This window comes from Salinarimonas soli, from assembly GCF_008386575.1.
GTDB lineage: Bacteria > Pseudomonadota > Alphaproteobacteria > Rhizobiales > Beijerinckiaceae > Salinarimonas_A > Salinarimonas_A soli.
On the sequence record NZ_VUOA01000050.1, the window covers coordinates 1 to 26,997 of the forward strand.

Below are 26,997 nucleotides of genomic sequence, written 5' to 3' on the forward strand. Positions count from 1 at the left end.
GCACGCACCACGCTTGTAAGCGGGAGGGAGATCCCTGGAGCGCGCTTCGAGGCCCGCCTGCGGCGGACACCTCAGGACGAGGGTAAGGATGGGATCGGGGGGTGGGATATCCCTGGTTTTAGGGGGTACCCCCTCACCCCCGGCCCCTCTCCCCATGGGAGAGGGGAGCTTTCCCCTCAGTTCCGGCTCTTGTCGACCAGGGCCTTGGCCTTGATCCACGGCATCATGCCGCGAAGGCGCTCGCCGACTTCCTCAATGGGGTGGGCGGCGTTCTTGGCGCGGGTGGCCTTGAACGAGGTCTGGTTGACCTTGTTCTCGAGCATCCAGTCGCGGGTGAACTTGCCCGACTGGATGTCGGTGAGCACCCGCTTCATCTCGGCCTTGGTGTCGGACGTGATGATGCGCGGGCCCGTGACGTACTCGCCGTACTCGGCCGTGTTGGAGATCGAGTAGTTCATCGTGGCAATGCCGCCCTCGTAGATGAGGTCGACGATGAGCTTCACCTCGTGGAGGCACTCGAAATAGGCCATCTCGGGGGAGTAGCCGGCCTCGACCAGCGTCTCGAAACCCGCCTTGATGAGCTCGACGAGACCGCCGCAGAGCACCACTTGCTCGCCGAACAGGTCGGTCTCGCACTCCTCCTTGAAGGAGGTCTCGATGATGCCGGCGCGCCCGCCGCCGATGGCGGAGGCGTAGGACAGGCCGAGATCGTGGGCGTTGCCCGAGGCGTCCTTGTGGATCGCGACGAGGCAGGGCACGCCGCCGCCACGCTGGTACTCGGAGCGCACCGTGTGGCCGGGGCCCTTGGGGGCGACCATGAGCACGTCGAGGTCGGCGCGGGGCTCGATGAGGTTGAAGTGGACGTTGAGGCCGTGCGCGAACATGAGGGCGGCGCCCTGCTTCATGTTCTCGTGCAGGCTCTCGCGGTAGATGTCGGCCTGGAGCTCGTCGGGGGTGAGCATCATGACGATGTCGGCCCACCGGGCGGCCTCGGCCACCTCCATGACCTTCAGGCCCTCCTTCTCGGCCTTCTGGGCGCTAGCCGAGCCCTTGCGCAGCGCAATGGCGACGTTCTGGACGCCGGAATCGCGCATGTTGAGGGCGTGGGCATGGCCCTGGCTGCCGTAGCCGACGACGACGACCTTCTTGCCCTTGATCAGGTTGATGTCGGCGTCGCGATCGTAATAGACCCGCATGGTCCTCTGGTCCTCGAAGATGAAGGGCTCACGCCCCGGCCGGTGGCGGAATGTTGCGTCAGGCCGCGGCTTGGGCGCAACTTTGGAAGCGATCCGGGGCCGCTTGTAACGTGACTGGAGCCGCTGGCAAGTCGCCAGAAGGCTAAAAGGTCCGCAATCCGTCCCCGGCCGGCTCGATCCGAGGCCCGTCCCGCCCAGACGCCCTCAAGCCATGCGCCGCGCACAGGGATCCCGCGCGTCAGGGCGCTGCCAGGCTTGAGCCCGGGATCGATGTCGCCTAGTGCTCCCGGCGAACGACTGCGCGGGACATCGAGGAACGGGCTCAGGGCACCGATCGAATGGAGATCGAACTCCAGGACTTTATCCAGGGTTCGTTCAAGTCCGTGTGGGCGCTGGAGCTGCTCGTCTTCCTGAAGCGGCGCGCCGGAGGGGCTTGGACGACGGCCGACCTCGTCCGGGAGATGCGCGGCAGCGAGCCCGTGGTGCTGCAGAGCGTCGCGATGCTGCAGGCGGCGGGCCTCGTGGCGCAGGACGCCGAGTCACGGGTCGTCTTCGCTCCCGCCTCGGCCGACCTGCGCGCGCTCGCCGACGCCGCCGAGCGGGCCTATGACGAGAAACCCGCCGCCGTGCGCCGCCTCATCCTGACCGGCCCGAACGAGAAGCTCCACACCCTGGCGGATGCGTTCAGGCTGAGGAAGGATCGACCGTGACCGCAACCTTCCAGGCCTCCGTCTATCTCCTCTGCTTCGTCACGAGCGCCGTCTGCGCCGCGCTGCTGACGCGCAGCTACCTCGCGAGCCGCGCCCGCCTGCTCCTGTGGACGGCCCTATGCTTTGGGCTGCTCACGCTCAACAACCTGTTCTTGTTCGCCGACGTTGTGCTGCTGCCCTCGTGGGACCTGCTGGCGGTTCGGCACCTCGCCTCGCTCGGCGCGATCGTGGTGCTGCTGATCGGCTTCGTCTGGGACTCGGACTAGGAGGATCCATGCGCCAACCGCCCGCCCCCGCCCGCCGGAGCCCCGCGTCATGAGCGAGTTCGTCTGGGGCCTCATCACGATGGGCTACGCGATCGCAGGGCTCTTCTTCCTGCGCTTCTGGACCCGCACGCGCGAGGGCCTGTTCGCGGCCTTCGCGGTGGCGTTCTGGCTCCTGGCCTTGAACCAGGCCCTCGTGGCGGTCTCCGCCGTCCCGCGCGAGGAGCAGACCCCGTTCTACCTGCTGCGGCTCGCGGCGTTCGGGATCATCATCGGCGCGATCGTGATGAAGAACCTGCGGGCGCGGTCGCGATAAGGCGACGGCGCCCGCGCAGCCTACCGGGCCCGGATCGGGATCACGTTGTCGGCGATGCCCACCTTGCCGGCGACCGCCGCGATGGCGCCGGCCAGCTCCTCCTGCTTGAAGGGCTTGGCGAGCCGCGGCACCTGGATCGCGGCCTCCTCGCCCTCCGGCCATTCGGCGTATCCCGTCGCGAGGATGACCGGCAGGCCGGGATAGTCCGTCTCGAGCTGGCAGGCGAGCTGGAGGCCGGTCATGCCGGGCATGGCGTGGTCTGTGATCACGATCTCGACGCGCGGATCGGCGCCGAGGATTTCGAGCGCTTGGGCCGCCGAATGGGCCTCGATGACCGTATGGCCGAGATCCTCCAGCATGGCGGCGGTGCCCGTGCTCACCAGGAGGTCGTCGTCCACGACGAGGATCGTGTGCGGCAGGACCTGCGCGGCCTCCGCCGGGGCGGCCGGCCGCCGCTTGCGGGCGGTCGCGGCTTGCGCGCCCTGATCGGCGGCCTGCGGGAGCCACAGCTCCACCGTGGTGCCCTTGCCCACCTGGCTCGTCACGCGCAGCATGCCGCCCGACTGGGCCGCGAGGCCGTGCACCATGGACAGGCCGAGGCCCGTGCCCTTGCCCGGGCCCTTCGTGGTGAAGAACGGCTCGGTGGCCTTGGCGAGCGTCGCCTCGTCCATCCCCATGCCGTTATCCGCCACGCTGACGCGCACGTAGTCGCCGGGCTTGACGCCGGCGCGGGCGGGGTCGCCGGCGAGCACGGTCTCGTTCGAGGCCGCGATCGACAGCGCGCCGCCCACCGGCATCGCGTCGCGAGCGTTGACCGCGAGGTTGAGCAGGGCAAGCTCCAGCTGGTTTGAATCCGCCCGGACCCGCGCGAGGTCGCTCGGCAGGCTCTTGGCGATCCGCACCGTGGGGCCGAGCGCCCGCTTGAGCAGGTCCTCCATGCTGCCCACGAGTCGGATCACGTCAACCGATTCGGGCTTCAGCTCCTGGCGGCGCGCGAAAGCCAGCAGGCGCTGGGTGAGGGCTGCGCCGCGCTCCGCGCCTTGAACCGCGTTGTCGAGGAGCCGCAGCGCGCGCGGGTCCTCGGGCAGGCGCTTGCGCAGGAGCTGGAGGCTGCCCAGCACCGCCATCAGCAGGTTGTTGAAGTCGTGCGCCACGCCGCCCGTGAGCTGCCCGATCGTGTCGAGCTTCTGGGCCTCGAAGAGCTGCGCCAGGGCGTGCTCACGCTCGCGGGTCCGCTCCTCAATGCGGCGCTCCAGCTCCTCGTTGACGCCCTGCAGCGCCTCCTCGGCGCGCTTGCGCTCCGTGATGTCGATGGTGACGCCGCTCACGCGGGCCACCCCGCCCCGCTCGCCCGGGGTGACGGCGCCGGCGCAGATGCACCAGCGCACCTCGCCGTCCGGCCGCAGGAGGCGCACCTCGACCTGGAACGTGCGCTGGCCTGCGGCCGCCTCCGCGGCGAGACGCTCGACATGGGCGAGGTCGTCGGGGTGGATGTAGCCCCGCACGTTCGCGAAGGTGAGCGGGAAGGCCTCCGGGGTGACGCCGAAAATCCGGTACTGCCCTTCGTCCCAGGTGACCTCGCCCGTCTCGACGTCCCAATCCCACGAGCCCATCTGGCCCGCGGCGAGCGCCACGGTGCGGCGCTCCTCGCTCTCGCGAAGGCGCGCGGCGGAGGCCTCCACCTCGGCGGTGCGCTCGGCGACCCGGGTCTCGAGCTCCGCGTTGAGCCGCTCCAGGTCGCGGGTCTTGCGGTAGAGCTCGGCGAAGACCTTCACCTTCGCCCGCAGAACCTCGGGCACCACCGGCACCGGCACGTAGTCCACCGCGCCCGCCTCGTAGCCGCGCAGGCGGTCGAGGTCGGTGAGATGGATCGCCGACACGAAGATGATCGCCGTCTGCTGGAAGCGCGGATGCTCCCGGATCATCGCCGCAAGCTCGAAGCCGTCGAGCTCGGGCATGCATACGTCGACGAGGATCACGGCGATCTCGGTCTTCAGGAGGTGCTCCAGCGCCTCCCGGGCCGACGTCGCCTTGATCAGGTTGTCCCCCAGCTCCGCGAGGATGACCTCGTAGCTCAGGAGCTTCGCCGGCTGGTCGTCGACCAGCAGGATGTTGATGGGTTCGGGAGGGGTCACGTGGGATCCAGGCATCAGCGGTGCAGCCACATCCGCAGGGCGGAGAGCAGCTGCTCGGTGTTCACGGGCTTGGCGAGGTAGTCGGAGGCTCCGGCCTCCAGGCACTTCTCACGGTCGCCCTTCATGGCCTTGGCCGTGAGCGCGATCATGGGCAGGCGGCGATAGGCGGGGTTCGCCCGGATCACCTGCATGGTCTCGTAGCCGTCCATCCCGGGCATCATGATGTCCATGAGCACGATCGCCACCTCGGGATCGGATTCGAGCACCGAGATCGCCTCGCTGCCCGTGGTGGCGGTGAGCACCTTCATCCCGCGCCGCTCGAGGACGCTCGACAGGGCGAAGATGTTGCGGGCGTCGTCGTCGACGAGCAGCACCGTGCGCCCGACGAGATCCTCGTCGGAGGAGTGCAGGCGCTCCAGCATGCGCTGCTTCTCGGCAGGCAGGTCGGAGACCACCCGGTGCAGGAAGAGCGCCGTCTCGTCGAGGAGCCGCTCTGGGCTCTCGACGCCCTTCACCACCACGGAGCGTGCCATGGTGTGGAGCTGCGCGTCCTCGTCGGGCGAGAGCTCGCGCCCCGTGAACACCACGACGGGCACGTCCGCGAGGGCCGCGTCGTCGCGGATGCGCTCCAGCACCTCGAAGCCCGACATGTCGGGCAGCTTGAGGTCGAGCACCACGCAGTCGGTGGGCTCGGCGCGAAGCGAGTCGAGAGCTTCCGATCCCGTCTCGGCGGTGACGATGTCGATGTCGTGGTGGCCGAGCAGCTCCGCCACGCCCAGGCGCTCGGCCGGGTTGTCCTCGACCAGCAGCAGGCGCTTGCGCCGCGGCTGAGCGTATTCCCGGATCCGGGTCAGCGCCGCCTCCAAGCCCTCGATGGTCGTGGGCTTGTTGAGGAACGAGAAGGCGCCGCGGGCGAGCCCGTGCTGGCGATCCTCGTCAAGGGTGACGATCTGGACCGGGATGTGGCGGGTCGCCGGGTCCTGCTTGAGCTGGCTCAGCACCGTCCAGCCCAGCATATCGGGGAGGAAGACGTCGAGGGACACGGCGGTCGGCCGGTACTCGCGGGCAAGCGCCAGGGCCTCGGCGCCGCGCATGGCGACGAGAACCTTGAAGCCCCGGTCGCGGGCGAGATCCACCATGACGCGGGCATAGTGGGGATCGTCCTCCACGATGAGCAACACGGTGTCGCCGGGCTGGAGCATGTGGCGGTCGTCGGCGACGTGCTCGGTCGGCATCTCGGAGAGGCGCAGGTTCGCGAGCGCGGTCGCCGGCAGCGGGAAGGGCTGCGTCTGGGCCTCCTGGGCTACGAGCGGGCGCGGGGTGACCGTGGTGCCGACATAGGTGAGCGGCAGGTACAGCACGAAGGTGCTGCCGACGCCCGGCTGGCTGCGCAGATGGATCTCTCCGCCGAGGAGGTTGGCGAGCTCGCGGGAGATCGCGAGGCCAAGGCCCGTGCCGCCATATTTGCGGCTTGTGGAAGCGTCCGCCTGCTGGAAGGCCTCGAAGATGATCTTCTGCTTCTCGGGCGGGATACCGATGCCCGTGTCGCTGACCTCGAAGGCCACCACGGACGGCGCGTGCTTGAGCACCGGGTGATCCGGGCTCCAGCCGCTCTCGACGGGGGTGACGGTGAGCTTCACGCCGCCCTGCGAGGTGAACTTGAAGGCGTTGGAGAGCAGGTTCTTGAGCACCTGCTGGAGACGCTTCGAGTCCGTGATGATCGAGCGGTCGAGGTTGGGCGCCGTGGTGACATCGAAGGCGAGGCGCCGGTTCTCCGCCTCGTGGCGGAACGGCCGGGCCATTGCCTCGAGGAGGTTGGAGAAGAAGATCTCCTCCGCGTCCACCGACACGGTGCCGGACTCGATCTTCGACAGGTCGAGGATGTCGGAGATGAGGTTGAGGAGGTCGGTGCCGGCGCCGTGGATGGTGCGGGCGAACTCCACCTGCTTGCCCGTGAGGTTGCCCTCCGGGTTCTCGCCGAGCTGCTGGCCGAGGATGAGGATCGAGTTGAGCGGCGTGCGCAGCTCGTGGCTCATGTTGGCCAGGAACTCCGACTTGTACTTGGAGGTGAGCGCCAGCTCCGTGGCCTTCTCCTCCAGCGCGCGGCGGGCCTGCTCGATCTCCTGGTTCTTGGCCTCCACCTCGACGTTGCGCTCGGCGAGCTGCTGCGCCTTCTGCTCCAGCTGCTCGTTGGTTTGCTGCAGCTCGCGCTGCTGCGTCTGCAGCTCGGCGGCGAGCTGCTGCGACTGCGTGAGCAGGCCCTCGGTCTGCATCGTGGCTTCGATGGAGTTGAGCACGATGCCGATCGAGGTCGTGAGCTGCTCCAGGAAGGACATCTGGAGATCCGTGAACGCGCCGAGCGAGGCGAGCTCGATCACCGCCTTCACCTGGCCCTCGAAGAGCACCGGCAGCACGATGGCGTTGCGGGGCTTGGCCCGGAACAGGCCCGACCCGATGGGCACCACGTCGTCGGGGATGTCCTGGATCAGGAGGCGGCGCGCGTCGCGGGCGCACTGGCCGATCAGGCCCTCGCCCAGACGCAGGCGCTCGGGATGGCCGCTGACCGGCCCGTCCGCGTAGGCCGACAGGAGCTTGAGGCTCGGCGCCAGGGCCTCCGCCTCGGTCTCGACCTGGTAGATCACCCCGTGCTGCGCGTCGACGAGGGGCGCTAGCTCGGACAGCAGCATGCGGCCGACGGTGGTGAGCTCGCGCTGGCCCTGGAGCATGTTGGTGAAGCGCGCGAGGTTCGTCTTGAGCCAGTCCTGCTCGGTGTTGCGGTCCGTCGTGAGCCGCAGGTTGCCGATCATCGTGTTGATGTTGTCCTTCAGCTCCGCCACCTCGCCGCGGGCGTCGACCTGGATCGACCGGGTCAGGTCGCCCTTCGTCACGGCGGTCGCGACCTCCGCGATCGCGCGCACCTGGGTGGTGAGGTTGGCGGCCAGAAGGTTCACGTTGTCCGTGAGGTCCTTCCAGGTGCCCGCCGCGCCCGGCACGTGGGCCTGGCCGCCGAGACGCCCTTCGACGCCCACCTCGCGGGCCACCGTCGTCACCTGGTCGGCGAAGGTGGCGAGCGTCCCGGTCATGTTGTTGATGGTCTCGGCCAGAGCCGCGACCTCGCCCTTCGAGGCCACCGTGAGGTTCTGCTTGAGGTCGCCGTTCGCGACCGCCGTCACCACCTTCACGATGCCGCGCACCTGCTCGGTGAGGTTGGCGGCCATGACGTTCACGGTGTCGGTGAGGTCCTTCCAGGTGCCCGCGACGCCCGGCACCTGCGCCTGCCCGCCGAGCTTGCCTTCGGTGCCCACCTCCTTGGCGACACGGGTCACCTCCGAGGCGAAGGAGTTGAGCTGGTCCACCATCGTGTTGATGGTGTTCTTCAGTTCCAGCACCTCGCCGCGCACCTCCACGGTGATCTTGCGCGAGAGGTCGCCGCGCGCCACGGCCGTCGTCACCTCCGCGATGTTGCGGACCTGCGTGGTGAGGTTCGCGGCGAGCAGGTTCACGTTGTCGGTGAGGTCCTTCCAGGTGCCGGCGACGCCCGGCACCACGGCCTGACCGCCCAGACGCCCTTCCGTGCCGACCTCGCGCGCCACGCGGGTCACCTCGCCCGCGAACGAGCGCAGCTGGTCCACCATCGTGTTCAGCGTCTCCTTGAGGAGGAGGATCTCGCCGCGCACGTCCACGGTGATCTTGCGCGACAGGTCGCCCGTCGCGATGGCGGTGGCCACCTCGGCGATGTTGCGGACCTGCGCGGTGAGGTTGCCCGCCATGGAGTTCACGTTGTCGGTGAGGTCCTTCCAGGTTCCGGCGACGCCGGGCACCTGAGCCTGGCCGCCGAGCTTTCCTTCCGTGCCCACCTCGCGGGCCACGCGCGTCACCTCGCCGGCAAAGGCGTTGAGCTGGTCCACCATGGTGTTGATGGTGTTCTTGAGCTCCAGGATCTCGCCCTTCACGTCCACGGTGATCTTGCGCGAGAGGTCGCCGCGGGCCACGGCGGTGGTCACCTCGGCGATGTTGCGGACCTGCGCGGTCAGGTTCGCTGCCATGAGGTTGACGTTCTCGGTGAGGTCCTTCCAGGTGCCGGCGACACCAGGCACCTGCGCCTGGCCGCCCAGGCGCCCGTCGGTGCCCACCTCGCGCGCCACGCGGGTCACCTCGCCCGCGAAGCGGTTGAGCTGGTCCACCATGGTGTTCAGCGTCTCCTTCAGCTGAAGGATCTCGCCGCGCACGTCCACGGTGATCTTGCGCGAGAGGTCGCCGTTGGCGATGGCGGTCGCGACCTCCGCGATATTGCGGACCTGCGCCGTCAGGTTGCCCGCCATGGAGTTCACCGAGTCGGTGAGGTCCTTCCAGGTGCCGGCCACGCCAGGCACCTGAGCCTGGCCGCCCAGGCGCCCTTCGGTGCCCACCTCGCGGGCCACGCGGGTCACCTCGCCCGCGAACGAGCGAAGCTGGTCCACCATCGTGTTGATGGTTTCCTTGAGCTGCAGGATCTCGCCCGAGACGTTCACGGTGATCTTCTTCGACAGGTCGCCCTGCGCCACGGCGGTCGCCACTTCCGCGATGTTGCGGACCTGCGCCGTGAGGTTCGAGGCCATGGAGTTCACCGAGTCGGTGAGATCCTTCCACGTGCCCGCGACACCCTTGAGCTGCGCCTGGCCACCGAGCTTTCCTTCGGTGCCCACCTCGCGGGCCACGCGGGTCACCTCGGAGGCGAACGCGTTGAGCTGGTCCACCATCGTGTTGATGGTGGATTTCAGCTCCAGGATCTCACCCTTCACGTCCACCGTGATCTTCTTGGAGAGGTCGCCGTTCGCCACCGCGGTCGTCACCTCGGCGATGTTGCGCACCTGGCCCGTCAGGTTCGAGGCCATGAGGTTGACGTTGTCGGTGAGATCCTTCCACACGCCGCCGACGCCGAGCACGTTGGCCTGGCCGCCCAGACGCCCTTCCGTGCCCACCTCGCGGGCCACGCGGGTCACCTCGGAGGCGAACGCGTTGAGCTGGTCCACCATCGTGTTGATGGTCTCCTTCAGCTCGAGAATTTCACCCGACACGTTCACGGTGATCTTCTTGGAGAGGTCGCCGTTCGCCACCGCGGTGGTCACCTCGGCGATGTTGCGCACCTGACCCGTCAGGTTCGCCGCCATGGTGTTCACGTTGTCGGTGAGGTCCTTCCAGGTGCCGCCGACGCCTTCCACGCGGGCCTGTCCGCCGAGCTTGCCCTCGTTGCCCACCTCGCGGGCCACGCGGGTCACCTCGGAGGCGAAGGAGTTCAGCTGGTCCACCATCGTGTTGATGGTTTCCTTCAGCTCCAGGATCTCGCCCGAGACGTCGACCGTGATCTTGCGCGAGAGGTCGCCGCGGGCCACCGCGGTGGTCACCTGCGCGATGTTGCGCACCTGCGCCGTGAGGTTGCCGCACATGGCGTTCACGGAATCGGTGAGGTCTTTCCAGGTGCCCGCGACGCCCGGCACGAGGGCTTGGCCGCCGAGCTTGCCCTCGGTGCCCACCTCGCGCGCCACGCGGGTCACCTCGGAGGCGAACGAGCGCAGCTGGTCCACCATCGTGTTGATGGCCTCCTTCAGCTGCAGGATCTCGCCGCGCACGTCCACGGTGATCTTCTTCGACAAGTCGCCGTTCGCGACCGCGATCGTCACCTCGGCGATGTTGCGGACCTGCGCCGTGAGGTTGGACGCCATGGAGTTCACCGACTCGGTGAGGTCCTTCCAAACGCCCGTCACCTCGCGGACCTGCGCCTGGCCACCGAGCTTGCCGTCGGTGCCCACCTCGCGGGCCACGCGGGTCACCTCGGAGGTGAACACCGAGAGCTGCTTGATCATGGTGTTGACGATCGTGGCGGAGCGCAGGAACTCGCCCTTGAGCGGGCGCCCATCCACGTCGAGCGGCATGGTCTGAAGGAGGTCCCCCTTCGCCACCGCCGTGATGGTGCGGGTCACCGCCGTCGTCGGCCAGAGCAGGTCGTCGATCAACGTGTTGACCGACGCCTCCATGTCGGCCCAGGCGCCCGTCGAAAGGCCGAAGCGCACGCGGGTACGGGTCTTGCCGTCGCGGCCCACCACCTGGCCCACATGCTCCAGCTGCTGCGCCATCCGCTGGTTGGCGGCCACGATGTCGTTGAAGGTGTCGGCCACCTTGCCGGCGAGCCCCGTCTGGTTCCCCGGCAGCCGCACAGAGAAGTTGCCCGCCCGCATGGCCTGGAGCGCGTTGAGCAGCGCGTTCAGGTCGAGATCGGCCCCCTGCACCGGCTGCGGGTCCTTCACGGCGATGATGTCGGACGATCCGGCGACGGCAACGGCGGCTTCGAGGCTCGGCTGCATGGATGGGCTCCGGCGATGCGGGTCAGAGATTCGGCGAGGAGGCGGGAGTTCGGGCACAGGCCACGACGGTGTGGCCGAAACAAGTAAGCGAGACGGCAATTACGGCAAGAGGGCGTGCGATCGCACCCTGGGCAAGGAGCCGGCCCCGAACCGGATGCACTGCCGCATCCCCGCCCGTCGGCCGTCCACGCGGTGTCCCGCGCCCAGGGCGGGCGCCCGCGGCGGCAAGCGGCATGTGGCGCCACCCGTCCTGGTTCATCGCCCCCCTTGCGTCTCCGTTGATCGGAGATCTACTCATCGCATTGGTCCCGACGTCCAGTTGTGACCGGCGGCCCGGCGATTGCAAGGGCCAAGTCAGGGTGACGCTGGGGCATGACGCGGGCGCAGTGAACGAGGCGCAACCGGCAATCGGCGAAGGTTGCCTCGACCCGCGGCCCTGACAATGCCGAGGTTTCGTGCCATGGACGTCCCATGACCGATGTGATGCGCCGACGCCTCCTGCTCCTCGCCGCCAACATGGCGGCCGCCCCCCTCCCCCTCGGGGCGCTCGCCAGAGCCCTCCCGGCCGAGCCCCGGCCGGCGTCGCGGGCCCTGCCGCCGCCGCCCGCCTTCGCGGCCGGCTGGAAGGAGATCTTCCGGGAGGATTTCGACGCCCTGTCCCTGCGCACCTGCCCCGGCGCGGACGACTCCCTCATCACCCCTGCCAACAACGACCGGGGCTATCCCGACATCAAGCTCGTCTGGCCCGGCCCGGTGCCCAAGGAGATCGGCGGCTACAAATACGGCGAGGGCCGCTGGTCGCCGCACGGCAAATGGCCGAACGCCTCCCTCGCCTACCCGGCCTATGGCGACGAGCCGAAGCCCGCCTTCCTCAATCCCCGCCATCCCGCGCTGACGCGGATCGGCTACTCCCCCTTCAAGGTGGAGGACAGCGTGCTGACGACAACGCTCGAGGCGCCGCCCCCCGAGCTCGCGCGGGTCATGCCGCCGAACCCGGCGACGGGAGAGCCCTTCCGCTGGGTCTCGGGCTCGCTTACCACCCGCTGGAGCTTCTATTTCCAGTTCGGCTACATGGAATGCCTGGCCTGGTTCCCGCCCGGCCTCGTGGACAAGGGCTATTTCGCGGCTCCCCTCTGGACGCTCGCGCAGAACGGCAAGTGGCCGCCCGAGATCGACGCGTCCGAGATCGTGAACGACCGCAGCCATCTCACCGTGATCGACGGCAAGGGCGGGCGGGGCATCTGGACGGAGCCCGGCATCGGCGGGCGCTGGGTGCGCCTCGGCGCGCTCTGGGAACCGGGACGGGTGACGAAATATGTCGACGGGCAGCCCGCGGGCGCCCCGGAGACCTCGGTGGCGGCCTACGACACCGACACCGTCGACACGATGCACCACCTCGTCCATTCGCTGTCCTGCGGGGGCAAGTGGGCCGGCGCCAATGTCGACGGCCTGCCCCACCTGATGCGCTGCGACTGGATCCGCGTGCTCCAGCCCCCCGGCGGCAAGTTCTACAACTCCACCGGCCCGCACCCGGCCTGAACGCCCCGCCAAAGGCGCGCGGCCGGCTCGCCCCTCTCCCGTCGGGACGCCGCGCCGGATCTGCTCGGTCCGGCACTGACAGGAGGCACTCCTATGCCAGAGCACATCCGGCTTCGATCTGCTTTGAGCGAGTAGGGTACGTGCCGCGGCTAGCCCCCGTACCAGGGGGCTACAAATGGTCCCTTATCCCGTCGCGGGGCAGGCAACGCCGTTGCGAGCCGGTGGGAATGGCCCTCGATTCCGCGTTGGTTCGGTTCATTCAATGATCGAAGTCAGGACCTCGTCTTCTCGGGGTCACGCCTCATGTGCGTTCGTTTTTGCTGCTCGCCAGGTCGAGGAGTTTCGACGCGATATCCGTGGAAGACGCTGTCAGATCCACCGTCGCGAAGCGCAACCGATGGCCCTGCAAGATCACGCTCTCGTCGATAGGCGCGCCGACGGACGGGTAGAGGAGCAGACCGGACGCGCGATCATCGAGCGCCGATCCCCGACCCTCCTGAGAGCGCAGATAGGCATAGAGTTGGTAGAGATGCCCCGACTTCAGGATCTCGCGCCCAAAGCGGCTCGTGTGCACGATCGTCGTGAACTTCGTGTCGATGACGAGCCGGCGGTCCCCGCGATCGATCACGATGTCGGTCCTCATGCCGGGTAGGAGCACGGCAAGCCCCGGGGTCGCCTCACGGGGATCCCAGTCGAGCGGCCCGCCTGTCGCGACGCGCCACCCCTCGGCCCTGGGGAGGTGGGCGCGGTAGAAGCCGCCAACGGCACTCTCGAACAGGCGCCGCAGAAAGACCTCGCAGCGTTCGGCCCGGCCCACGGCACGTGGGCCGGCATCCTCGGCCGGAAGGGTGAGCTCGAGAGCAAGGCGCGCCGCCTCGAGCATGAGCCGGTCGTCGGCGTCGTTGCGGCCGATTTGCTCGGCCGCGAGAGAGCGCGCCGTGGCGCGCACGAGGGCGACGCCGGTGCGCTCCATCTCGCGGGAGAGGCCGAGGCAGCGGGCGCCGAGCTCTGCCGGCACGCCGGCCGCCCCCGCGACATGCACGAGGGCCGCGCGGATGTAGCGGTTGCGAGGCGTGTCGGCCGTCATCTCGTCGAAGCGGCACGCGACGCGGCCCAAATCGAGAAGGCGTCGGCTCTCCGTGCGCATGACGTCGATCCGTCCGCGCACCCGCGCCAGCACCGCCTCGCGGCGCACGTAGCCCCGGGTCAGGCTCCTCCGGATGCGGCGCTCTACGGCGGTGGCGAGGAGGCGCGCCAGGAGGGCGGCGAGCGGCGCGTCGTCCGGCACGTCGTCGACAGCCGCGTCGAACCGGCCACGCACGGCCATGAGGCCGTGCGCGTAGACGAGGAGAAACCAGATGTTGCGGATCGGGATCCGGGAGAGCGGCTCGTCGGGCCCGCTCACGGCCGCACCAAGGCCTCGGCCTTGGCGCGGGCGGTCGCCGGATCCTCGTACCAATACTCCTCAAGAAGCGGCGCGATCTCCGTCGCGACGATGGCCTGGAACCAGGCTTCCGGGTCGGCCACGGCCCGCCCGCGGCCGGGCGTCAGGTAGCTGTGGCCGATGGCGAAGGGCTCGCCGAGCGATGGCGCATCCGCGATCTCGGCATTGAGCGCCGCGATGCGGGTGGCGACGCGATCCAGGAACGCCTCGGGGAGCCGCCCCTCGCGTGCGCACCAGGCCCGCCACGCGGCATCGAAGCGAGGCGTCAATGTCACGAAGGCGAAGCGGCGGCGCAGCGCGAGGTCCACGAGGGCGAGCGAGCGGTCGGCGAGGTTCATGGTGCCGATCACGTACAGGTTCGGCGGCAGGTAGACCCGCTCGCCGTCGAACCGGCGATAGGCGAGCTCGATCGCCTCGGAACGCTCGCGCTTGTCGTGCTCCAGGAGCGTCAGGGTCTCGCCGAAGATCTGCGCCGGGTTGCCCCGGTTGATCTCCTCGATGACGAGCACGAAGGGCCGGTCGCCCTCCGCCGTGGCAGCCTGCACCGCCTCGAGGAGGATGCCGTCGACGAGATCGAGCCCCTCCCGGCCCTTGGGCCGGTAGCCGCGCACGAAGTCCTCATAGGCATAGGAGGGATGGAACTGCACCACCCGCACCCGCTCGCGCGCCCGCTCGGGCGGATCGCCGATGAGGGCGTAGGCGAGCCGCTTGGCCAGCCAGGTCTTGCCCGTGCCGGGTGGCCCCTGGAGGACGAGGTTCTTCTTCGTCCCCAGGCGCTCCAGCATGGCGGCGAGGTCGGGTTGCGGCACGAAGCAGCCGTCGGCGACGATGTCGGCGAGGGTGTAGGACGGGGCCGTCGCCTCAGTCACTTCGTGCGCCTGCTCGACATCCATATCGTCCGCCTGCGGCAGGGCGGCCCCGCCCGGAAGCGGTGCTCCGTACCGCTCTCGCCAGTAGGGTCGATTGAGCCACCAGCCATGATCCTGGTCCGCACCATCGAAGGCGAACGCAATGAGCCACCGCGCTTTCCTCAGCGGAGTGAGCCTAACCCGAAACCTCTCACGTCATCCGGTCCGACGTCCGGGATTGGACCAACTTAACGAGCGGTCAGTAGCGCGCCCTTTGCGCGTGTGGGCCCGACGAGTTGTGTTATACGAATCGCCTACGTGACGCTCTGCGTCACGCTGAGGCGTCCAGTTTGGCAACCGTTCAGGTTCTATGGCATATTCTACAGCGGGAATTTTGTCTTTTGTGCGTTCAATTCGCCTTGTACAGCCGCACTTGCAACATTAGTGCAGCCGTTTAACATGATTGCAGTCACCGCATCCACATTGACGATCGCTTCCTCAACAATGATCAGCTATCAACCTGTGAACAAGTTTGAAGGGGACCTTTGGCCCGTTGCGTAGGCCCTGACATCTTGATTCAAAGATGCATGCTGCCCCTAGGTGCCCCCTTAGGCCCAACTCGGGCTGAGTTCGAACCGACCCTCGCATTCGCGGGCGATCGCCGGAGTAGACGTGAGATGAGCGTTTCAAACCTAAAGCCCGGTGCGAGACGTTCGTTACCCCGCATCCGGGAACTCGCACGCCATGTGTTTTCGGGGCCCGCGCGCGCGTCATGGCCGAATCGTGGGGTGGAGATTGGGAGGCTCACGCCATGAGCCATTCTGGTATTGTCTCCCGCGGCGCGCTCGACGACGCCCCTGTGTCGCCGTGGGCGGCCCGGGCGAAGGCCGCCGAAGCGGTGCTGAAGCTGCTCGTCGAAACGGCCGCTGCCGTCCTGGTTCTCGCGGAGATCGGGATCCTGTTCGCCGGGATCGTCGCCCGCGCTGTCCTGAACATGCCTCTCGTCTGGTCCGACGAGCTCGCGTCGATCCTGTTTCTCTGGCTCGCGATGCTCGGGGCTGTGGTGGCGTTCAGGCGAGGCGAGCACATGAGGATGACGGCGCTCGTCGGCATAAGCCCGCCCCGGGTGCAGGCCTTCCTCGAGGTGCTGGCGTTAGGGGCCGCCTTCGCCTTCCTGGTGCTCGTGATCGGCCCGGCCCTGGAATATGCAGAGGAGGAGGCCTTCATCACAACGCCAGCGCTCGGCATCTCTAACGCCTGGCGCGCGGCGGCTCTCCCGGTCGGGATCGGCCTCATGGCGCTCGTGAGCGTATTGCGCCTCGCGCGCGAGGCGGACGGGCGCGCCATCATCGGCTCGCTCGCGGCGCTGCTCGCCATCGGCGTCACGCTCTACGCGGCGCAGCCGGTGCTCCGTGGCTTCGGGAACTGGAACCTGGTCGTCTTTTTCGTCGGCTTAGTCGCCGCAGCGGTCTTCGCCGGCGTGCCGATTGCGTTCGCTTTCGGCCTCGCCACCTACGCCTATCTCGCGTTGACCACGAGCACCCCGATGATGGTCCTGGTCGGGCGCATGGACGAAGGCATGAGCCACCTCATCCTGCTCGCCGTACCACTCTTCATCTTCCTGGGTGTCCTGATCGAGATGACGGGTATGGCGCGCGCAATGGTGCGCTTCCTCGCGTCGCTGCTAGGCCACGTGCGCGGCGGCCTGTCTTACGTCCTGGTCGGGGCCATGTACCTTGTCTCGGGCATCTCGGGATCCAAGGCCGCCGACATGGCCGCCGTGGCGCCGGTGCTGTTCCCCGAGATGCGCGAGCGCGGTGCCAAGCCCGGTGACCTCGTGGCGCTCCTTTCGGCCACGGGCGCACAAACGGAGACGATCCCGCCTTCGATCGTGCTGATCACGATCGGTTCGGTGACCGGCGTCTCGATCGCGGCCCTGTTCACCGGCGGCCTGCTACCCGGACTCGTCCTCGCTGCAACGCTCTGCCTAGTGGTCTGGCGACGCTACCGCCACGAGGACCTCAGCCACGTCAAGCGCGCCAGCGCGCTAGACATTGGGCGCGCCTTCGTCATAGCGCTCCCCGCGATCGCGCTGCCGTTCCTGATACGTGCGGCGGTGATGGAGGGCGTCGCAACCGCCACAGAGGTTTCGACGATTGGCATTGCCTACTCGGTCGTGGCAGGGCTCCTGATCTACCGTCGCTTCGACTGGAGTCGCGTTGGCCCCATGCTCGTGGACACGGCCGCGCTCTCCGGGGCCATCCTCCTCATCATTGGAACGGCGACCGGGATGGCGTGGGCTTTGACCCAGTCGGGGTTCTCGCGCGACCTCGCGCAGCTCATGGCCGGGCTCCCCGGTGGGGGAACGGCCTTCATCGCCGTCTCGGTCCTAGCGTTCATCGTTCTCGGCTCGGTACTCGAGGGCATCCCGGCTATCGTGCTGTTCGGCCCTCTCCTCTTCCCCATTGCTCGCCAACTCGGGGTCCACGAGGTCCACTACGCGATGGTCGTCATTCTCGCGATGGGGATGGGGTTGTTCGCCCCGCCGTTCGGCGTGGGCTACTACGCAGCCTGCGCCATCGCCCGGGTGCACCCAAACGAGGGGATGCGTCCGATATGGGGTTACCTGCTGGCGCTCTTGGTCGGCCTTCTCCTCGTGGCAGCCATCCCGTGGATCTCAACCGGCTTTCTTTGATGAGGCGCTCCGCGGTTACGTTCGGGTCAGTATACCAATCGAGCGACGCCGAAAGCCTGAACAGAAACTTAGCAGCGTGCATCAGAAGTGAACGGGAGACTTTTAAGTGCGGCGCTCTCGAGCATCACACTGGCGAGCGTCGCTTGAGATGGCTTCCCAGCGGCGCCCAGCTATCGACGCCGTGGCGCACTGGGGCCTGGCGCGCTTAGCAACCAGGTCGAAGCTCGAACGGGAGGTAACAATGAAGCGCACGTTCGGCTGGATGGGCGGTGGCGCCGCCTAGTCCGCGACTACGAGCGGCGCTGCGACGTGTCCGAGGCCATGATCCACGTCAGCATAGGTGCGCTCCTGCTCCGCCGCATCGGCCACCCATAGCCATTCTCAAACGAGCTATAATGCGATCGAAATCCGGCTAATAGTCCAGATTTTCAGGAGCGCGAAGCGCTCCGTATCACTCCGATCCTCACCCTGAGCTTAGGGCTCAGCGTTTGCCCGAGACATTCGATCCAACATCGTCGCTGCTCCGGTTAGCGCTCCCAGTGCTGCTCGCATCGTTCCTCTTAGCGCGCTGGTGCCCGAGAGCGCATCCGGCGGCAGCCCCGATCCCGCCGTGGCCGACCACATGGCCGGCGATGCCGCCGACGATCGCTCCCGTAACACAACCAGCCTCAGCCGACCCAGCGAAACCAGCAAGGGACAGCAGGGCGACACAAGCAATGACGAAGTTCCTCATCTCGAATCGAGCCTCCGTGTGCGGTGTGAGATCAACGGGAGCTAAAGGTGTCAGTTCCCGTCTCAAGCGGAGCGGCCGACCCGTTTCAGCTACGTTTTGGGTCTATGCAGCGTGTCCGAAGTCTCTCTCACCCGCCCCCTCCTTGGAACCGGAGCATGATTCGACCTTTGTTTTACGACGGGCTTGCCAGCCCTCGGCTGGAGCCAAGCGATGGACGACGCACATCAAGAGCCTCGACCCGAGCCGCCTAGTCCCGTCGTCGAACCCAGCAAGCCACGCCTGCTCAAGGTTCTCGGGCCTGGCTTCATCGCTGGTGCGTCCGACGACGATCCAAGCGGTATTGGCACATACAGCCAGGCTGGTGCCCAGCTGGGCTACGCGCTCGCCTGGTCGATGCTCTTCACATTCCCCCTGATGACGGCAACCCAGATGGTCAGCGCCCGTATCGGTCGCACCACCGGGCGGGGGCTCGCCGGCATCCTGCGCCAGCACTATCCCGGATGGCTCCTCCACAGCATCGTTCTGCTGGTCCTGACGGCTAACATCATCAACATCGGCGCGGATCTCGGCGCCATGGCGGACGCAACGCGCTTAGTGATCGGCGGACCGCAGGTGCTCTATGTCATTGCCTACGCAGTGATCTGCATGGCGATGCAGATCTTCCTGCAGTACACGCGCTACGTCTCAGTCCTGAAGTGGCTTGCCCTCGTCCTGCTCGCCTACGTGGCGACCCTATTCATGGCAAAGGTATCCTGGAGGAAGGCGCTCACTGGCCTTGTCATTCCGCACCTGGGCTTCGACAAAGACCAGATCACAACCTTCGTCGCGATCCTGGGCACTACGATCAGCCCCTACCTGTTTTTCTGGCAGGCGGCACAAGAGGCCGAGGACGTACGGACGATGCCCCGCCGACGCATCCTCAAGCGTGCCCCTGAGCAGGGGGAGCGGGCGCTGGAGCGGATCGCGCTCGACACGGTGGTTGGGATGGCGGTCTCGAACCTGATCGCGGTGGCCATTATCTTGACTTGCGCCGCGACGCTGCACGCCAGCGGCGTTACCACGATCGAGACCTCCGCGCAGGCCGCTCAAGCACTCAAACCGGTCGCTGGCGCGCTGGCGGAAGCGATTTTTGCAGTGGGGATCGTGGGCACTGGGCTCATGGCTGTGCCGGTTCTGGCAGGGTCGGCGGCCTACGCCATCGGAGAAGCCCGCAAGTGGCCGATCGGCCTATCACGTCAGCCCACGGAGCCGCAGGCGTTCTACGGGACAATCGTTTTAGCCACGCTGATCGGCATGGGCCTGAACCTAACCGCACTCGACCCAATCGAGGCCCTGTACTGGAGCGCAGTGATCAACGGGGTGGTGGCGGTCCCGGTAATGGCCGTGATGATGTGGCTTTCGGCTTCGCAGAAAGTGATGGGGCCGTTCGTCGTCACTGGCTGGCTCAAAGCGCTCGGCTGGGCTGCCACTGCAGTGATGGCGGTCGCGGTCGTCGCGATGGCCATAGTTGTGCTTTAACCGACCTCCGTAAGAGCCGATGACCTAACCACTCAACCCCGAACGCCCTCGGACCCATCTAGGGCCTGTCATCGCTTGAGGCGGTCGATGGTTGCGGCGAGGGAGAGGACGCCCATGAAGGATCGGGCGGTCTTCTCGGAGCGGGTTGCGACGGCCTGCCACTCCTTCAGCCTCGCCCAGAGGCGCTCGACGCGGTTGCGGTTGTTGTAGATCCAGTCTGGGCAGGCCACGGGTGCCTCATGGCGCTGTGGCGGGATCGCGGGCCGTGCCCCCATGCTCCAGATGTGTTCGCGGAAGCCTTGACTGGTGTACCCGCGGTCAGCAACCACCCACTGGGGCACGCCCGGCAGGCGAGCCAGAAGCGGAATGGCGTGGGGCAGCTCATGCGCCTGACCTGGCGCGATGTGGAATGCAATGGCGTGGCCTGCTCCGTCTGCGATCACGCAAGCCTTGGTCCCATACCCACCACGAGAGCGGCCAAGCGCTTCACGATCCTCTCAGCTCGGCTTGAGATCCCCCTTTCGAGCAGCCCCGGCCGCCCTGTGGTGCGCGCGCACGCTGGTGCCGTCGAGAAACACCATGCCCAGCTCGACCCCACGCTCCTGAACGAGGCTCAGCAACCGCTCCCAGACGCCCGCACGAGCCCAGCGGATGAAGATCTGCGCGGCGCGCCACCACGGCCCGAGCCCTTCAGGGATGGCGCGCCACCTGGCCCCGTTCTGGTGACGCCCGAAGATGGCTGACATCGTGCGGCGCAGATCACCAGGGGGCGTCTTCCCCTTGGGCCTGCAGGTCTCCACCAGCGGCTCCAGCATGGCCCATTGCCCGTCGCTCAGCATGCATCCCCCACCGAAAAGGGAACAAACGCGAGCGCCGGAAACCGGTTCAAGCGACGATAGGCCCTAGGACCCATCCTCCATCCCCCCTTCCCAAGGAAGCCGAGGTGGACGCTCTTTTCGCGAGCTTCGATGCACTAACTTGTGATGCAGCGAATCGACCGTCGCTCGGCTAGGGCGAGCCATTGCGATTGGGGTCGGTTGAATGAACGACGATGTGGTGGAGCTGCAGGCGAAGGCTGAGCGCTATCGTGCCAAAGCCGAGGAGGTCAGGACATTAGCCGAGGGAGAGCGCCTGCGGCACCACCGGCGGCGCAAGATCGCCTACGCGGACCAGCTTGATAAGCTCGCGGCCAATCTCGATGCCCAGGGGACGCGACGCCGCCAGGACTCGAGGTGAGTGAATGCTGGTAACACGGCGCACCAGCGAGCATGGCGGCCACACCATTTTAGCTTCGGGCTCACTGCTGAGAATTTGAGGAGAAAGCCGGGTTTCTCGACGATCGGAGCAAAGTGACGTTAGGGCATGGGCGGCAAGCTCGGGCCATGGACACGTTCATCTTCTTCTCGTTCGTCGTCATCATCGTGTGCGGGGCCGTCCTGCTGGGCTGCAGTGCCCTGCTGATGCAGCATCATGAGGAACAGAACCGCTCCCTAGCGGAAAAACGCCAGCGCCTGAGCCGTCGCTGGAGCGACAGGGTGCAGGGCTGAAAAATCGAGCGCAGCCAAGCCGCAACGCCCTCGCACCTCGAGCTCCACATGCGTGGCTAGGTGGCCCTCGTCCGAGCTGCGAGCGCTCGATCCCGAGCACCCTAGAGCTCTTGGGCGATGCGGCCGGCCAGCGGCCCTAGCCTGAGCCTCACCTTTCGGGAAGGACGAAACTTGTCCTGGTCTGACTGATTTCCCCGATGGGTAACGTAGGCTGTGGCAGACGGCCCTGAAAAGGCCGATGCCGGGCCACCGCTTTGGAGGGACAAGTCATGGCTCAGATCGACCATACGCCCGAACCGCCCCACCGCCGCACCGAGGAGCCGCGAACCGGAGCATCGACGGGCACGTCGTTCGTGGGGTCGGCGCTTGGCACGAACACGCTGGATCTGATTGGCGCCGCCGTCGGGGCGGGGCTGATCCTCATTCCTCTGTTGGTTGGTGCCGTCAGCCACTGACGAGGTTGGGAGGACGAGGCGGCTACACGGCGCGCTACAACGCGCCCGCTGATCCATCGAAAAAGGCCCTCCCGGATGGGAGGGCCGAAGTTCGAGAACTAGCCGCCGGGCTGCGGTGCCTGGTGCTGACTTAAGGTCAGCACTGCCTTATGACATCTCCCAAATGGGAGACGCCCAGTGCAGACTGTTTGTTCGTCAGGCTGCTGGCTCGGTCTTCTTCGGCCGACCCCGCTTCGCCTTTGGCTCTGCCGCCGTGGTTTCGTTCGTGGCCCCTGCAGCCGCTTCCCTGCGGCGCATCTGACCAAGGCCTAGCGACTTGGCGAGCTCGAAGCGCTGTTTGGAGTAGTTCGGCGCTACCATACGGTAGTCGTGCGGTAGCCCCCACTTGGTGCGGTACGCCTCAGGCGTGAGCCCCATTGTCGTAAGATGGCGCTTGAGGGAGCGGTACTGCTTGCCGTCCTCCAGGCTGATCAGGAAATCCGCCGTGATCGTCTTCTTAATCGGCATGCGCGGTTCGAGCTTCGCGGGCTCGGGCTCAGCGGGTGTGTTGGGGCTGTTCAGGCTCCGGTGAACAGCTGCAATAAGGTCCGGGATCTCGCTCGAGGAGACTCGGTTGTGGGTTACATACGCGGCGACGACATCCGCTGTGAGGGCGACGTAATCGATCTGGTCATTATCTTGGGCTTGCATGAAAGGTACTTCCTGTAAAAGGACCAAACGGATGGTGGCGCACGAATTCGATCATTCAAGACCGTGGATTTTTATTTTGGGAATTTTCCACAATTAATAGCGACGACTAACCTCGGCCCATGTGAGTCGCATACTGCTCACTCTCGATCACCGGGGCATATGCACCAGGGAGTAGGCGAGGATTGCGGCCGAGCCGGCGTAGAGGAGCACGAGGCGCCAGAGCATGGGCCCTTGTACCGCATCCTCCTATTGCCGGGCTGAAGGCGACGGCGTCGCTGGTCCCGGGCCCGTGCCTGTAGCGATCTGAGCCCGGGCAGCGGCAGCGAACCCGCGGATCTGCGCCGCTCATCAAACAAGCTCCGGTCCGTCCAGGGTGCGGAATCGCGTGCCCGGGGCAAGGCGCCTGGCCACCTCGGGGATGTGAACCAGCGGGAGGTCGGAGGTGGCGGCGCCGCTCCTGCCGCCGCCAGCCTTAGCAGCCAGGTCGCCGAACAGGTCGCGGCTCGCGAGGCCCTGCGCCTACTCGTTCTCGAAGTCGTAGAAGCTGGAGCCCTTGGGTGCGTTGCTCCGCCAGTGGCGATAGGCCTTCGCATTCTCGACCTTGAGGGTTTCCGTGCGCTTCATGGCCTCCAGGATCATGCCGTTGCCGCCCGGGGAGTTGGCGAGCGCCGGCACGGTTTCGATCAGGAACTGTCGATCCGCGTCCGAGAAGTTGTTGGCCGGGAAGCCGCCGGCCCCAATCTGCCCGACCACCGCCTGGTTGACGATCGCCGTGATGGCCTCGGCCGTGCTAGGGGTATTCGGATCCAGCCCGAGCTTCTTCAGGGTTCCGGGGTCGACGTCCGCGGCGTTCGCCCACGAGGCGATGCGGATCTTGGCCGGGGCGGGCTTCCCGGTCTCAACCTGACCGAGCAGCGTCTGAAGGTGCGTGTATCGCTAGAGCGTGCCGGCTGCTGCCGAGGCTCCCTTGTACATCTCGTCGGTGTCCTTGGCGGCGCTCTTGCCCAGCTCCTGCGCCTCGGCCTGCGACCACCACGGGGCGGTCGAGCTGATGACCTTCATCGTCCGCGATCTGGCGCACCTTGCTCGCCACCAGCGCCGGAAGGTCTGACTCATGGCTGACGTCATCACCTTCCCGGAACCCCGTGCGGCTCACGCTCTCCGGGACGCCACCAAGCGCCGGGTGCAGGCCATCATCGCCCCCTTGGACAGCCTGGACAGCCTGGACCAGGACCCGCCGCCCGCCCCTTCCTCCGACCGTGAAAGCGCCTGATCTATGCTGATTCCCTTCGCCCCCTCCTCGCGGCCCTATGCGCTCCAGGCTGTTCCCGTGCTCGCCGACACCATGGAGCCCACCGTCCGCCGCGGCGACTTCCTCCTCGTCGCGCCGGTCGCTGACTATGCTGGCGCCGGCATCAACGTCCTCGCCGATCCGTTCGGCGCGCTCGTCCCGTGCCGGGCGCAAGCTGACCATCGCGGCGGGGTGACCCTGGTGTCCGACAATCCGGCCTATGGCCGGCAGGAAGTGTCCCTCGCGGAGTTCCGGCGGCAGGTAGCGGGGAAGGCTGCTCTCAAAGCCAACGTCCTCGATTGCTCCCTCCTGCCGGGCAGCCTCCGGGTCTGAGCTGCACACCCTTCGCACCGTAGGAGCCTTTATGCGCACTCCCTTGGACGAGATCGCCGCCAGTATGCCCGACCTGCGCGCCCTGCCGCTCATGGACAGCCTTCCGCCCGGTCACGCGCTGCACCTCATCACCTGTGGGGCCTCTTGGCCCCACCTTCGACCCGGAGAGTTCGCCGTCATCGACACTTGCGATCGGGTGCCGGCGGTCGGGGAGCTGTTCGTCATCGAGTGGTCGAGCGGGCGCCGGGAGGTTGTGGAGACCTATCTTCTTCGCCGCTCGCCTCGATCTGACGGCTCGATCCCGTGGGCTGTGGCGCCGTTCAACCGGCCGCGATCGCTGGCGGAGCTCGCCGAGTGGCGCGCGGCCGGCCGCCAAATGGTGACGAGCGAGGGCTCGTTCATGCCCGAGCGCCTGTCTGAAAAGCTGGTGGGCCGTGTCGTCAGGGTGTTCGCTACGGCGGGTGATGAAGCGCGCCTGCGGACGGTCTAATCGCGCGCCCGTACTGCACGAGAGCGCAGTCGCAGTCTGGTACTGAGCCTTCTTGGCATAGCGTTTCGATAATAGCGCTCCAGCGGACGGCCTTCTCATAGTCCGACGCGAGCTGGGCGCATTCTATCGACGCATGGTGCCTCATGCTCAGACCTGTGCTACGCTGTTGCGTGCCTATTGCGGAGCCGCCCAATGGTCGCGACCGACAAGGAGTTCGCAGGCTCGATCCCGGAGATTTATGACCGGCTCTTGGTGCCGCTCATCTTCGAGCCCTACGCAGCCGACCTGGCCGAGCGCGTGGCGGCGAGGCAGCCGCGAGAGGTGCTGGAGATCGCGGCCGGTACGGGTGCCCTTACCCGGGCTCTGGCCTCTCGCCTGCCCCCGAACGCGCACGTCGTCGCCACCGACCTGAACCCACCGATGCTCGAGCAGGCAGCCCGGCGGCTCCAGGATCCACGGATCGAATGGAGCCAAGCCGACGCCATGGTGCTGCCCTTCGAGGATCAGCGCTTCGAGGCCGTAGCTTGTCAGTTCGGAGCGATGTTTTTCCCCGACAAGGGTCAGGCTTACCGGGAGGCTTACCGCGTCCTCAAGCCCGGCGGGCGCTTATTCCTGAGCGTGTGGGACGCCCTCGAGGTCAACGAGATTGCGGATGTGGTCACGCGCGCGCTCGCCGAGGTGTTCCCGGACGACCCGCCGCGCTTTCTGGCCCGCACGCCGCACGGCTACCACGATAAGGTGCAGATCAGCGCGGAGTTGCGTGCAGCCGGGTTCGTGGATGTGTCAGTCGAGGTGGTGGAGGCGAGAAGCCGCGCGCCCTCTCCGCGTGGGCCAGCCGTGGCCTTCTGCCAGGGCACACCGTTGCGCAACGAGATCGAGGCGCGCGATCCTTCCGGCTTGGAAGCCGCAACCCAGCGGGCGGGCGATGCCCTTGCGAAGCGCTTCGGCTCCGGTCCGATCGACGGTCGCATCCAAGCGCTTGTATTCACGGCCATTAGGTAAGGCTGTCCCGGCAGGTTCGGTATGGCGCTTCGGCGAATGATGTGGCGGCGTGCTCAGACCGAGACCTTGATCCGGCGGTTCTGACGGCCCTTGTTGTCGATCCTGACGATGCGGGCCGGCCGCGCCTGCCCGGTTGAGGCGAGATGCGTGCCGCCGCAGGCCTGCCGGTCGAGGCCGGCGATCTCGACGATGCGCACGAGACCGTCAGGGCCGGTCGGGGGCGCGACCGCCTTGCTGCGAAAAAGGCCAGGGACCGCCTGGGCCTCGCAATAGGGCATGAAGGTCGAAGATACGGGCAGGTCGGCGCGGATCACGTCGTTAAGCGGCCCCTCGAGGGCGCGTAGAGCGTCGCTGTCGGCGCCTGGTAGATCCACATCCACGCGGAACGTGCCATCGGCGCCAAGCTGGGCTCCGGTCAGGAGCGCGCCGCCGAAGCGCTGATAGACGAGGGCGTTGACGACATGGGCCAGCGTGTGCAGCTCGCACATGAGTGCCCTGAACGTTGGATCGACCTCCAACCTCACGCGCCCCTCTGGCGCGGCCTCGCCTTCGAACACATGCCAGAGACCCCGCTCGTCGCGCACCAGCTCCTTGATGGGTGCGCCCACACCAGACCAGCGGATGTGACCACGGTCGGCAAGCTGCCCGCCACCACCTGAAAAGAAGGGCGAGCGCTCGATGAGCACCGCCCCCGGACGTGTGTCAAGCGTGTCGACCTCAAGCTCTAGGACGGTCGGGTGATCGAGATAGAAAGGGCAAGCCATCCGCAAGGCATACCAAACCAGAGGTCGTGCGGCGACCTTTGTAGGCAGTCACTTTTGAGCATGCCCACACTGCTGTGCTGGCACCCAAACTAAACCGGACGCACTCACACCAGATCAAGTGAACCACCAACCACCCTCGGACGCTCTTACAAGACCCTTATGTTCTTGCTACGTTCTCGCCATGCGCCACCGTGGTACCCGCCGGAGTCGTCGCCTGTTCACCGAGATAGAAGCCTGCGCTCTGCTGCGATCCCTCGGGGAAGCCCGTCGCGCCTGCCGGCAGGCTATGGCCTCGGCGCTCATCGGCGGGGACGCCTACAAGGCCGCAGGCAGCGTCATGGACGCGATCGACAAGGCCGCCGAGATCCTGACGGGGGAGCCGGGCGCCTTCCTCCCTCGCCCGCATGGCGGCGCCAAGGACGGTACGCCAAACCCCACGCCCGGGGAGACGAGTGCCGTTCTGCAAGCCGCCATCTTCGACGTGCTGCGGGCCGAGCTGTACGTCTCGTATGTCGATGGGGAGGGGCAAGACGATCACCTCCAGGAGCTCGCGGCGAAGGTGACAGCTGCGGCTCTCGCCGTGCCTCTCGGCACGGGCGCGTAACCTTGTGTTCACCGTGTTCCGCCATCTTGGCACCTGAGGCCGCGTTGCGTATCAGGCCCTGAGCCCCGCCAGTCCCCTTCCTG

23 protein-coding genes and 1 pseudogene are annotated in these 26,997 nt (G+C 67.2%); 14 read left to right on the forward strand and 10 right to left on the reverse strand.

Annotation, left to right across the window (positions count from 1 at the left end; genetic code table 11):
* Positions 1-176: 176 nt before the first annotated feature.
* Positions 177-1,196 carry a ketol-acid reductoisomerase gene (gene ilvC / locus F0L46_RS24190; RefSeq protein WP_149822188.1) on the reverse strand — a complete coding sequence of 340 codons (1,020 nt, stop codon included), beginning with the start codon at positions 1,194-1,196 and terminating at the stop codon, positions 177-179.
* 338 nt (positions 1,197-1,534) lie between these two features.
* On the opposite strand from ilvC, the gene F0L46_RS26380 reads away from it, so the two are divergent.
* From F0L46_RS26380 to F0L46_RS24200, 3 genes are read left to right on the forward strand one after another with little or no spacing between them, the layout of a single operon-like run.
* Positions 1,535-1,906, forward strand: coding sequence for a hypothetical protein (locus F0L46_RS26380; RefSeq protein WP_188312125.1), 372 nt, complete (start codon positions 1,535-1,537; stop codon positions 1,904-1,906).
* Complete coding sequence (locus tag F0L46_RS24195) at positions 1,903-2,172, forward strand: DUF5985 family protein (RefSeq protein ID WP_149822189.1); 270 nt, start codon at positions 1,903-1,905, stop codon at positions 2,170-2,172. The genes F0L46_RS26380 and F0L46_RS24195 overlap by 4 nt, the downstream gene beginning before the upstream one ends.
* A 49-nt stretch (positions 2,173-2,221) precedes the next feature.
* Positions 2,222-2,485 (forward strand): DUF5985 family protein, encoded by a 264-nt coding sequence (locus F0L46_RS24200; protein ID WP_149822190.1) that lies wholly within the window; start codon positions 2,222-2,224, stop codon positions 2,483-2,485.
* A gap of 20 nt (positions 2,486-2,505) precedes the next feature.
* Here the strand turns inward: F0L46_RS24200 and F0L46_RS24205 are convergent, their stop codons facing one another.
* Both F0L46_RS24205 and F0L46_RS24210 read right to left on the reverse strand, forming a co-directional pair.
* Positions 2,506-4,635: a response regulator gene (locus F0L46_RS24205; protein ID WP_149822191.1), complete on the reverse strand. Its 2,130-nt coding sequence runs from the start codon at positions 4,633-4,635 to the stop codon at positions 2,506-2,508.
* Positions 4,635-10,835 (reverse strand): HAMP domain-containing protein, encoded by a 6,201-nt coding sequence (locus tag F0L46_RS24210; RefSeq protein ID WP_240540140.1) that lies wholly within the window; start codon positions 10,833-10,835, stop codon positions 4,635-4,637. The genes F0L46_RS24205 and F0L46_RS24210 overlap by 1 nt, the downstream gene beginning before the upstream one ends.
* 609 nt (positions 10,836-11,444) lie before the next feature.
* On the opposite strand from F0L46_RS24210, the gene F0L46_RS24215 reads away from it, so the two are divergent.
* Positions 11,445-12,500 (forward strand): glycoside hydrolase family 16 protein, encoded by a 1,056-nt coding sequence (locus F0L46_RS24215; RefSeq protein ID WP_188312126.1) that lies wholly within the window; start codon positions 11,445-11,447, stop codon positions 12,498-12,500.
* A gap of 301 nt (positions 12,501-12,801) precedes the next feature.
* Here the strand turns inward: F0L46_RS24215 and mcrC are convergent, their stop codons facing one another.
* Positions 12,802-13,905, reverse strand: a complete 1,104-nt coding sequence (mcrC, locus tag F0L46_RS24220; protein WP_149822194.1) for a 5-methylcytosine-specific restriction endonuclease system specificity protein McrC — start codon at positions 13,903-13,905, stop codon at positions 12,802-12,804.
* On the reverse strand, positions 13,902-14,813 hold the full coding sequence (locus F0L46_RS24225; protein WP_240540138.1) for an AAA family ATPase: 912 nt from the start codon (positions 14,811-14,813) through the stop codon (positions 13,902-13,904). The genes mcrC and F0L46_RS24225 overlap by 4 nt, the downstream gene beginning before the upstream one ends.
* A gap of 790 nt (positions 14,814-15,603) precedes the next feature.
* Here F0L46_RS24225 and F0L46_RS24230 point away from each other — a divergent pair.
* Together F0L46_RS24230 and F0L46_RS24245 are read left to right on the forward strand one after the other, a co-directional pair.
* Positions 15,604-17,487 carry a TRAP transporter large permease gene (locus F0L46_RS24230; RefSeq protein ID WP_149822196.1) on the forward strand — a complete coding sequence of 628 codons (1,884 nt, stop codon included), beginning with the start codon at positions 15,604-15,606 and terminating at the stop codon, positions 17,485-17,487.
* A 943-nt stretch (positions 17,488-18,430) separates the two neighbouring features.
* Positions 18,431-19,738 carry an NRAMP family divalent metal transporter gene (locus F0L46_RS24245; RefSeq protein ID WP_149822198.1) on the forward strand — a complete coding sequence of 436 codons (1,308 nt, stop codon included), beginning with the start codon at positions 18,431-18,433 and terminating at the stop codon, positions 19,736-19,738.
* Positions 19,739-19,806: 68 nt separating this feature from the next.
* Here F0L46_RS24245 and F0L46_RS24250 read toward each other — a convergent pair.
* A pseudogene (locus tag F0L46_RS24250) lies at positions 19,807-20,577 on the reverse strand (IS5 family transposase).
* 202 nt (positions 20,578-20,779) lie between these two features.
* Between F0L46_RS24250 and F0L46_RS24255 the strand changes: the two are divergent.
* The 3 genes from F0L46_RS24255 (at position 20,780) to F0L46_RS24260 (ending at position 21,740) form a co-directional block, all read left to right on the forward strand.
* A complete protein-coding gene (locus F0L46_RS24255; RefSeq protein WP_149822199.1) occupies positions 20,780-20,974 on the forward strand; it encodes a hypothetical protein in 195 nt (64 codons plus the stop codon).
* Positions 20,975-21,120: 146 nt separating this feature from the next.
* Complete coding sequence (locus F0L46_RS26385) at positions 21,121-21,285, forward strand: hypothetical protein (RefSeq protein ID WP_188312127.1); 165 nt, start codon at positions 21,121-21,123, stop codon at positions 21,283-21,285.
* Between the two features lie 269 nt (positions 21,286-21,554).
* Positions 21,555-21,740 (forward strand): hypothetical protein, encoded by a 186-nt coding sequence (locus tag F0L46_RS24260; RefSeq protein WP_149822200.1) that lies wholly within the window; start codon positions 21,555-21,557, stop codon positions 21,738-21,740.
* Positions 21,741-21,935: 195 nt separating this feature from the next.
* Here the strand turns inward: F0L46_RS24260 and F0L46_RS24265 are convergent, their stop codons facing one another.
* From F0L46_RS24265 to F0L46_RS27125, 3 genes are all read right to left on the reverse strand, one after another.
* A complete protein-coding gene (locus tag F0L46_RS24265) occupies positions 21,936-22,430 on the reverse strand; it encodes a Ros/MucR family transcriptional regulator (RefSeq protein ID WP_149822201.1) in 495 nt (164 codons plus the stop codon).
* A 519-nt stretch (positions 22,431-22,949) separates the two neighbouring features.
* Positions 22,950-23,183: a hypothetical protein gene (locus F0L46_RS24270; protein WP_149822202.1), complete on the reverse strand. Its 234-nt coding sequence runs from the start codon at positions 23,181-23,183 to the stop codon at positions 22,950-22,952.
* 183 nt (positions 23,184-23,366) lie between these two features.
* Positions 23,367-23,492: a hypothetical protein gene (locus F0L46_RS27125; RefSeq protein ID WP_276315623.1), complete on the reverse strand. Its 126-nt coding sequence runs from the start codon at positions 23,490-23,492 to the stop codon at positions 23,367-23,369.
* A 52-nt stretch (positions 23,493-23,544) separates the two neighbouring features.
* On the opposite strand from F0L46_RS27125, the gene F0L46_RS26390 reads away from it, so the two are divergent.
* From F0L46_RS26390 to F0L46_RS24285, 4 genes are all read left to right on the forward strand, one after another.
* Positions 23,545-23,703, forward strand: a complete 159-nt coding sequence (locus F0L46_RS26390) for a hypothetical protein (protein WP_188312128.1) — start codon at positions 23,545-23,547, stop codon at positions 23,701-23,703.
* Positions 23,704-23,706: 3 nt separating this feature from the next.
* Positions 23,707-24,054 carry a S24 family peptidase gene (locus F0L46_RS24275; protein ID WP_149822203.1) on the forward strand — a complete coding sequence of 116 codons (348 nt, stop codon included), beginning with the start codon at positions 23,707-23,709 and terminating at the stop codon, positions 24,052-24,054.
* Between the two features lie 43 nt (positions 24,055-24,097).
* A complete protein-coding gene (locus F0L46_RS24280; RefSeq protein ID WP_149822204.1) occupies positions 24,098-24,544 on the forward strand; it encodes a hypothetical protein in 447 nt (148 codons plus the stop codon).
* Between the two features lie 192 nt (positions 24,545-24,736).
* Positions 24,737-25,546, forward strand: coding sequence for a class I SAM-dependent methyltransferase (locus F0L46_RS24285; RefSeq protein WP_149822205.1), 810 nt, complete (start codon positions 24,737-24,739; stop codon positions 25,544-25,546).
* Between the two features lie 53 nt (positions 25,547-25,599).
* Here F0L46_RS24285 and F0L46_RS24290 read toward each other — a convergent pair whose 3' ends face one another.
* Positions 25,600-26,232: an alanyl-tRNA editing protein gene (locus F0L46_RS24290; protein ID WP_240540139.1), complete on the reverse strand. Its 633-nt coding sequence runs from the start codon at positions 26,230-26,232 to the stop codon at positions 25,600-25,602.
* Positions 26,233-26,596: 364 nt separating this feature from the next.
* Here F0L46_RS24290 and F0L46_RS24295 point away from each other — a divergent pair, with 364 nt between their 5' ends.
* A complete protein-coding gene (locus F0L46_RS24295; RefSeq protein WP_149822206.1) occupies positions 26,597-26,914 on the forward strand; it encodes a hypothetical protein in 318 nt (105 codons plus the stop codon).
* The last annotated feature ends 83 nt before the right edge of the window (positions 26,915-26,997 follow it).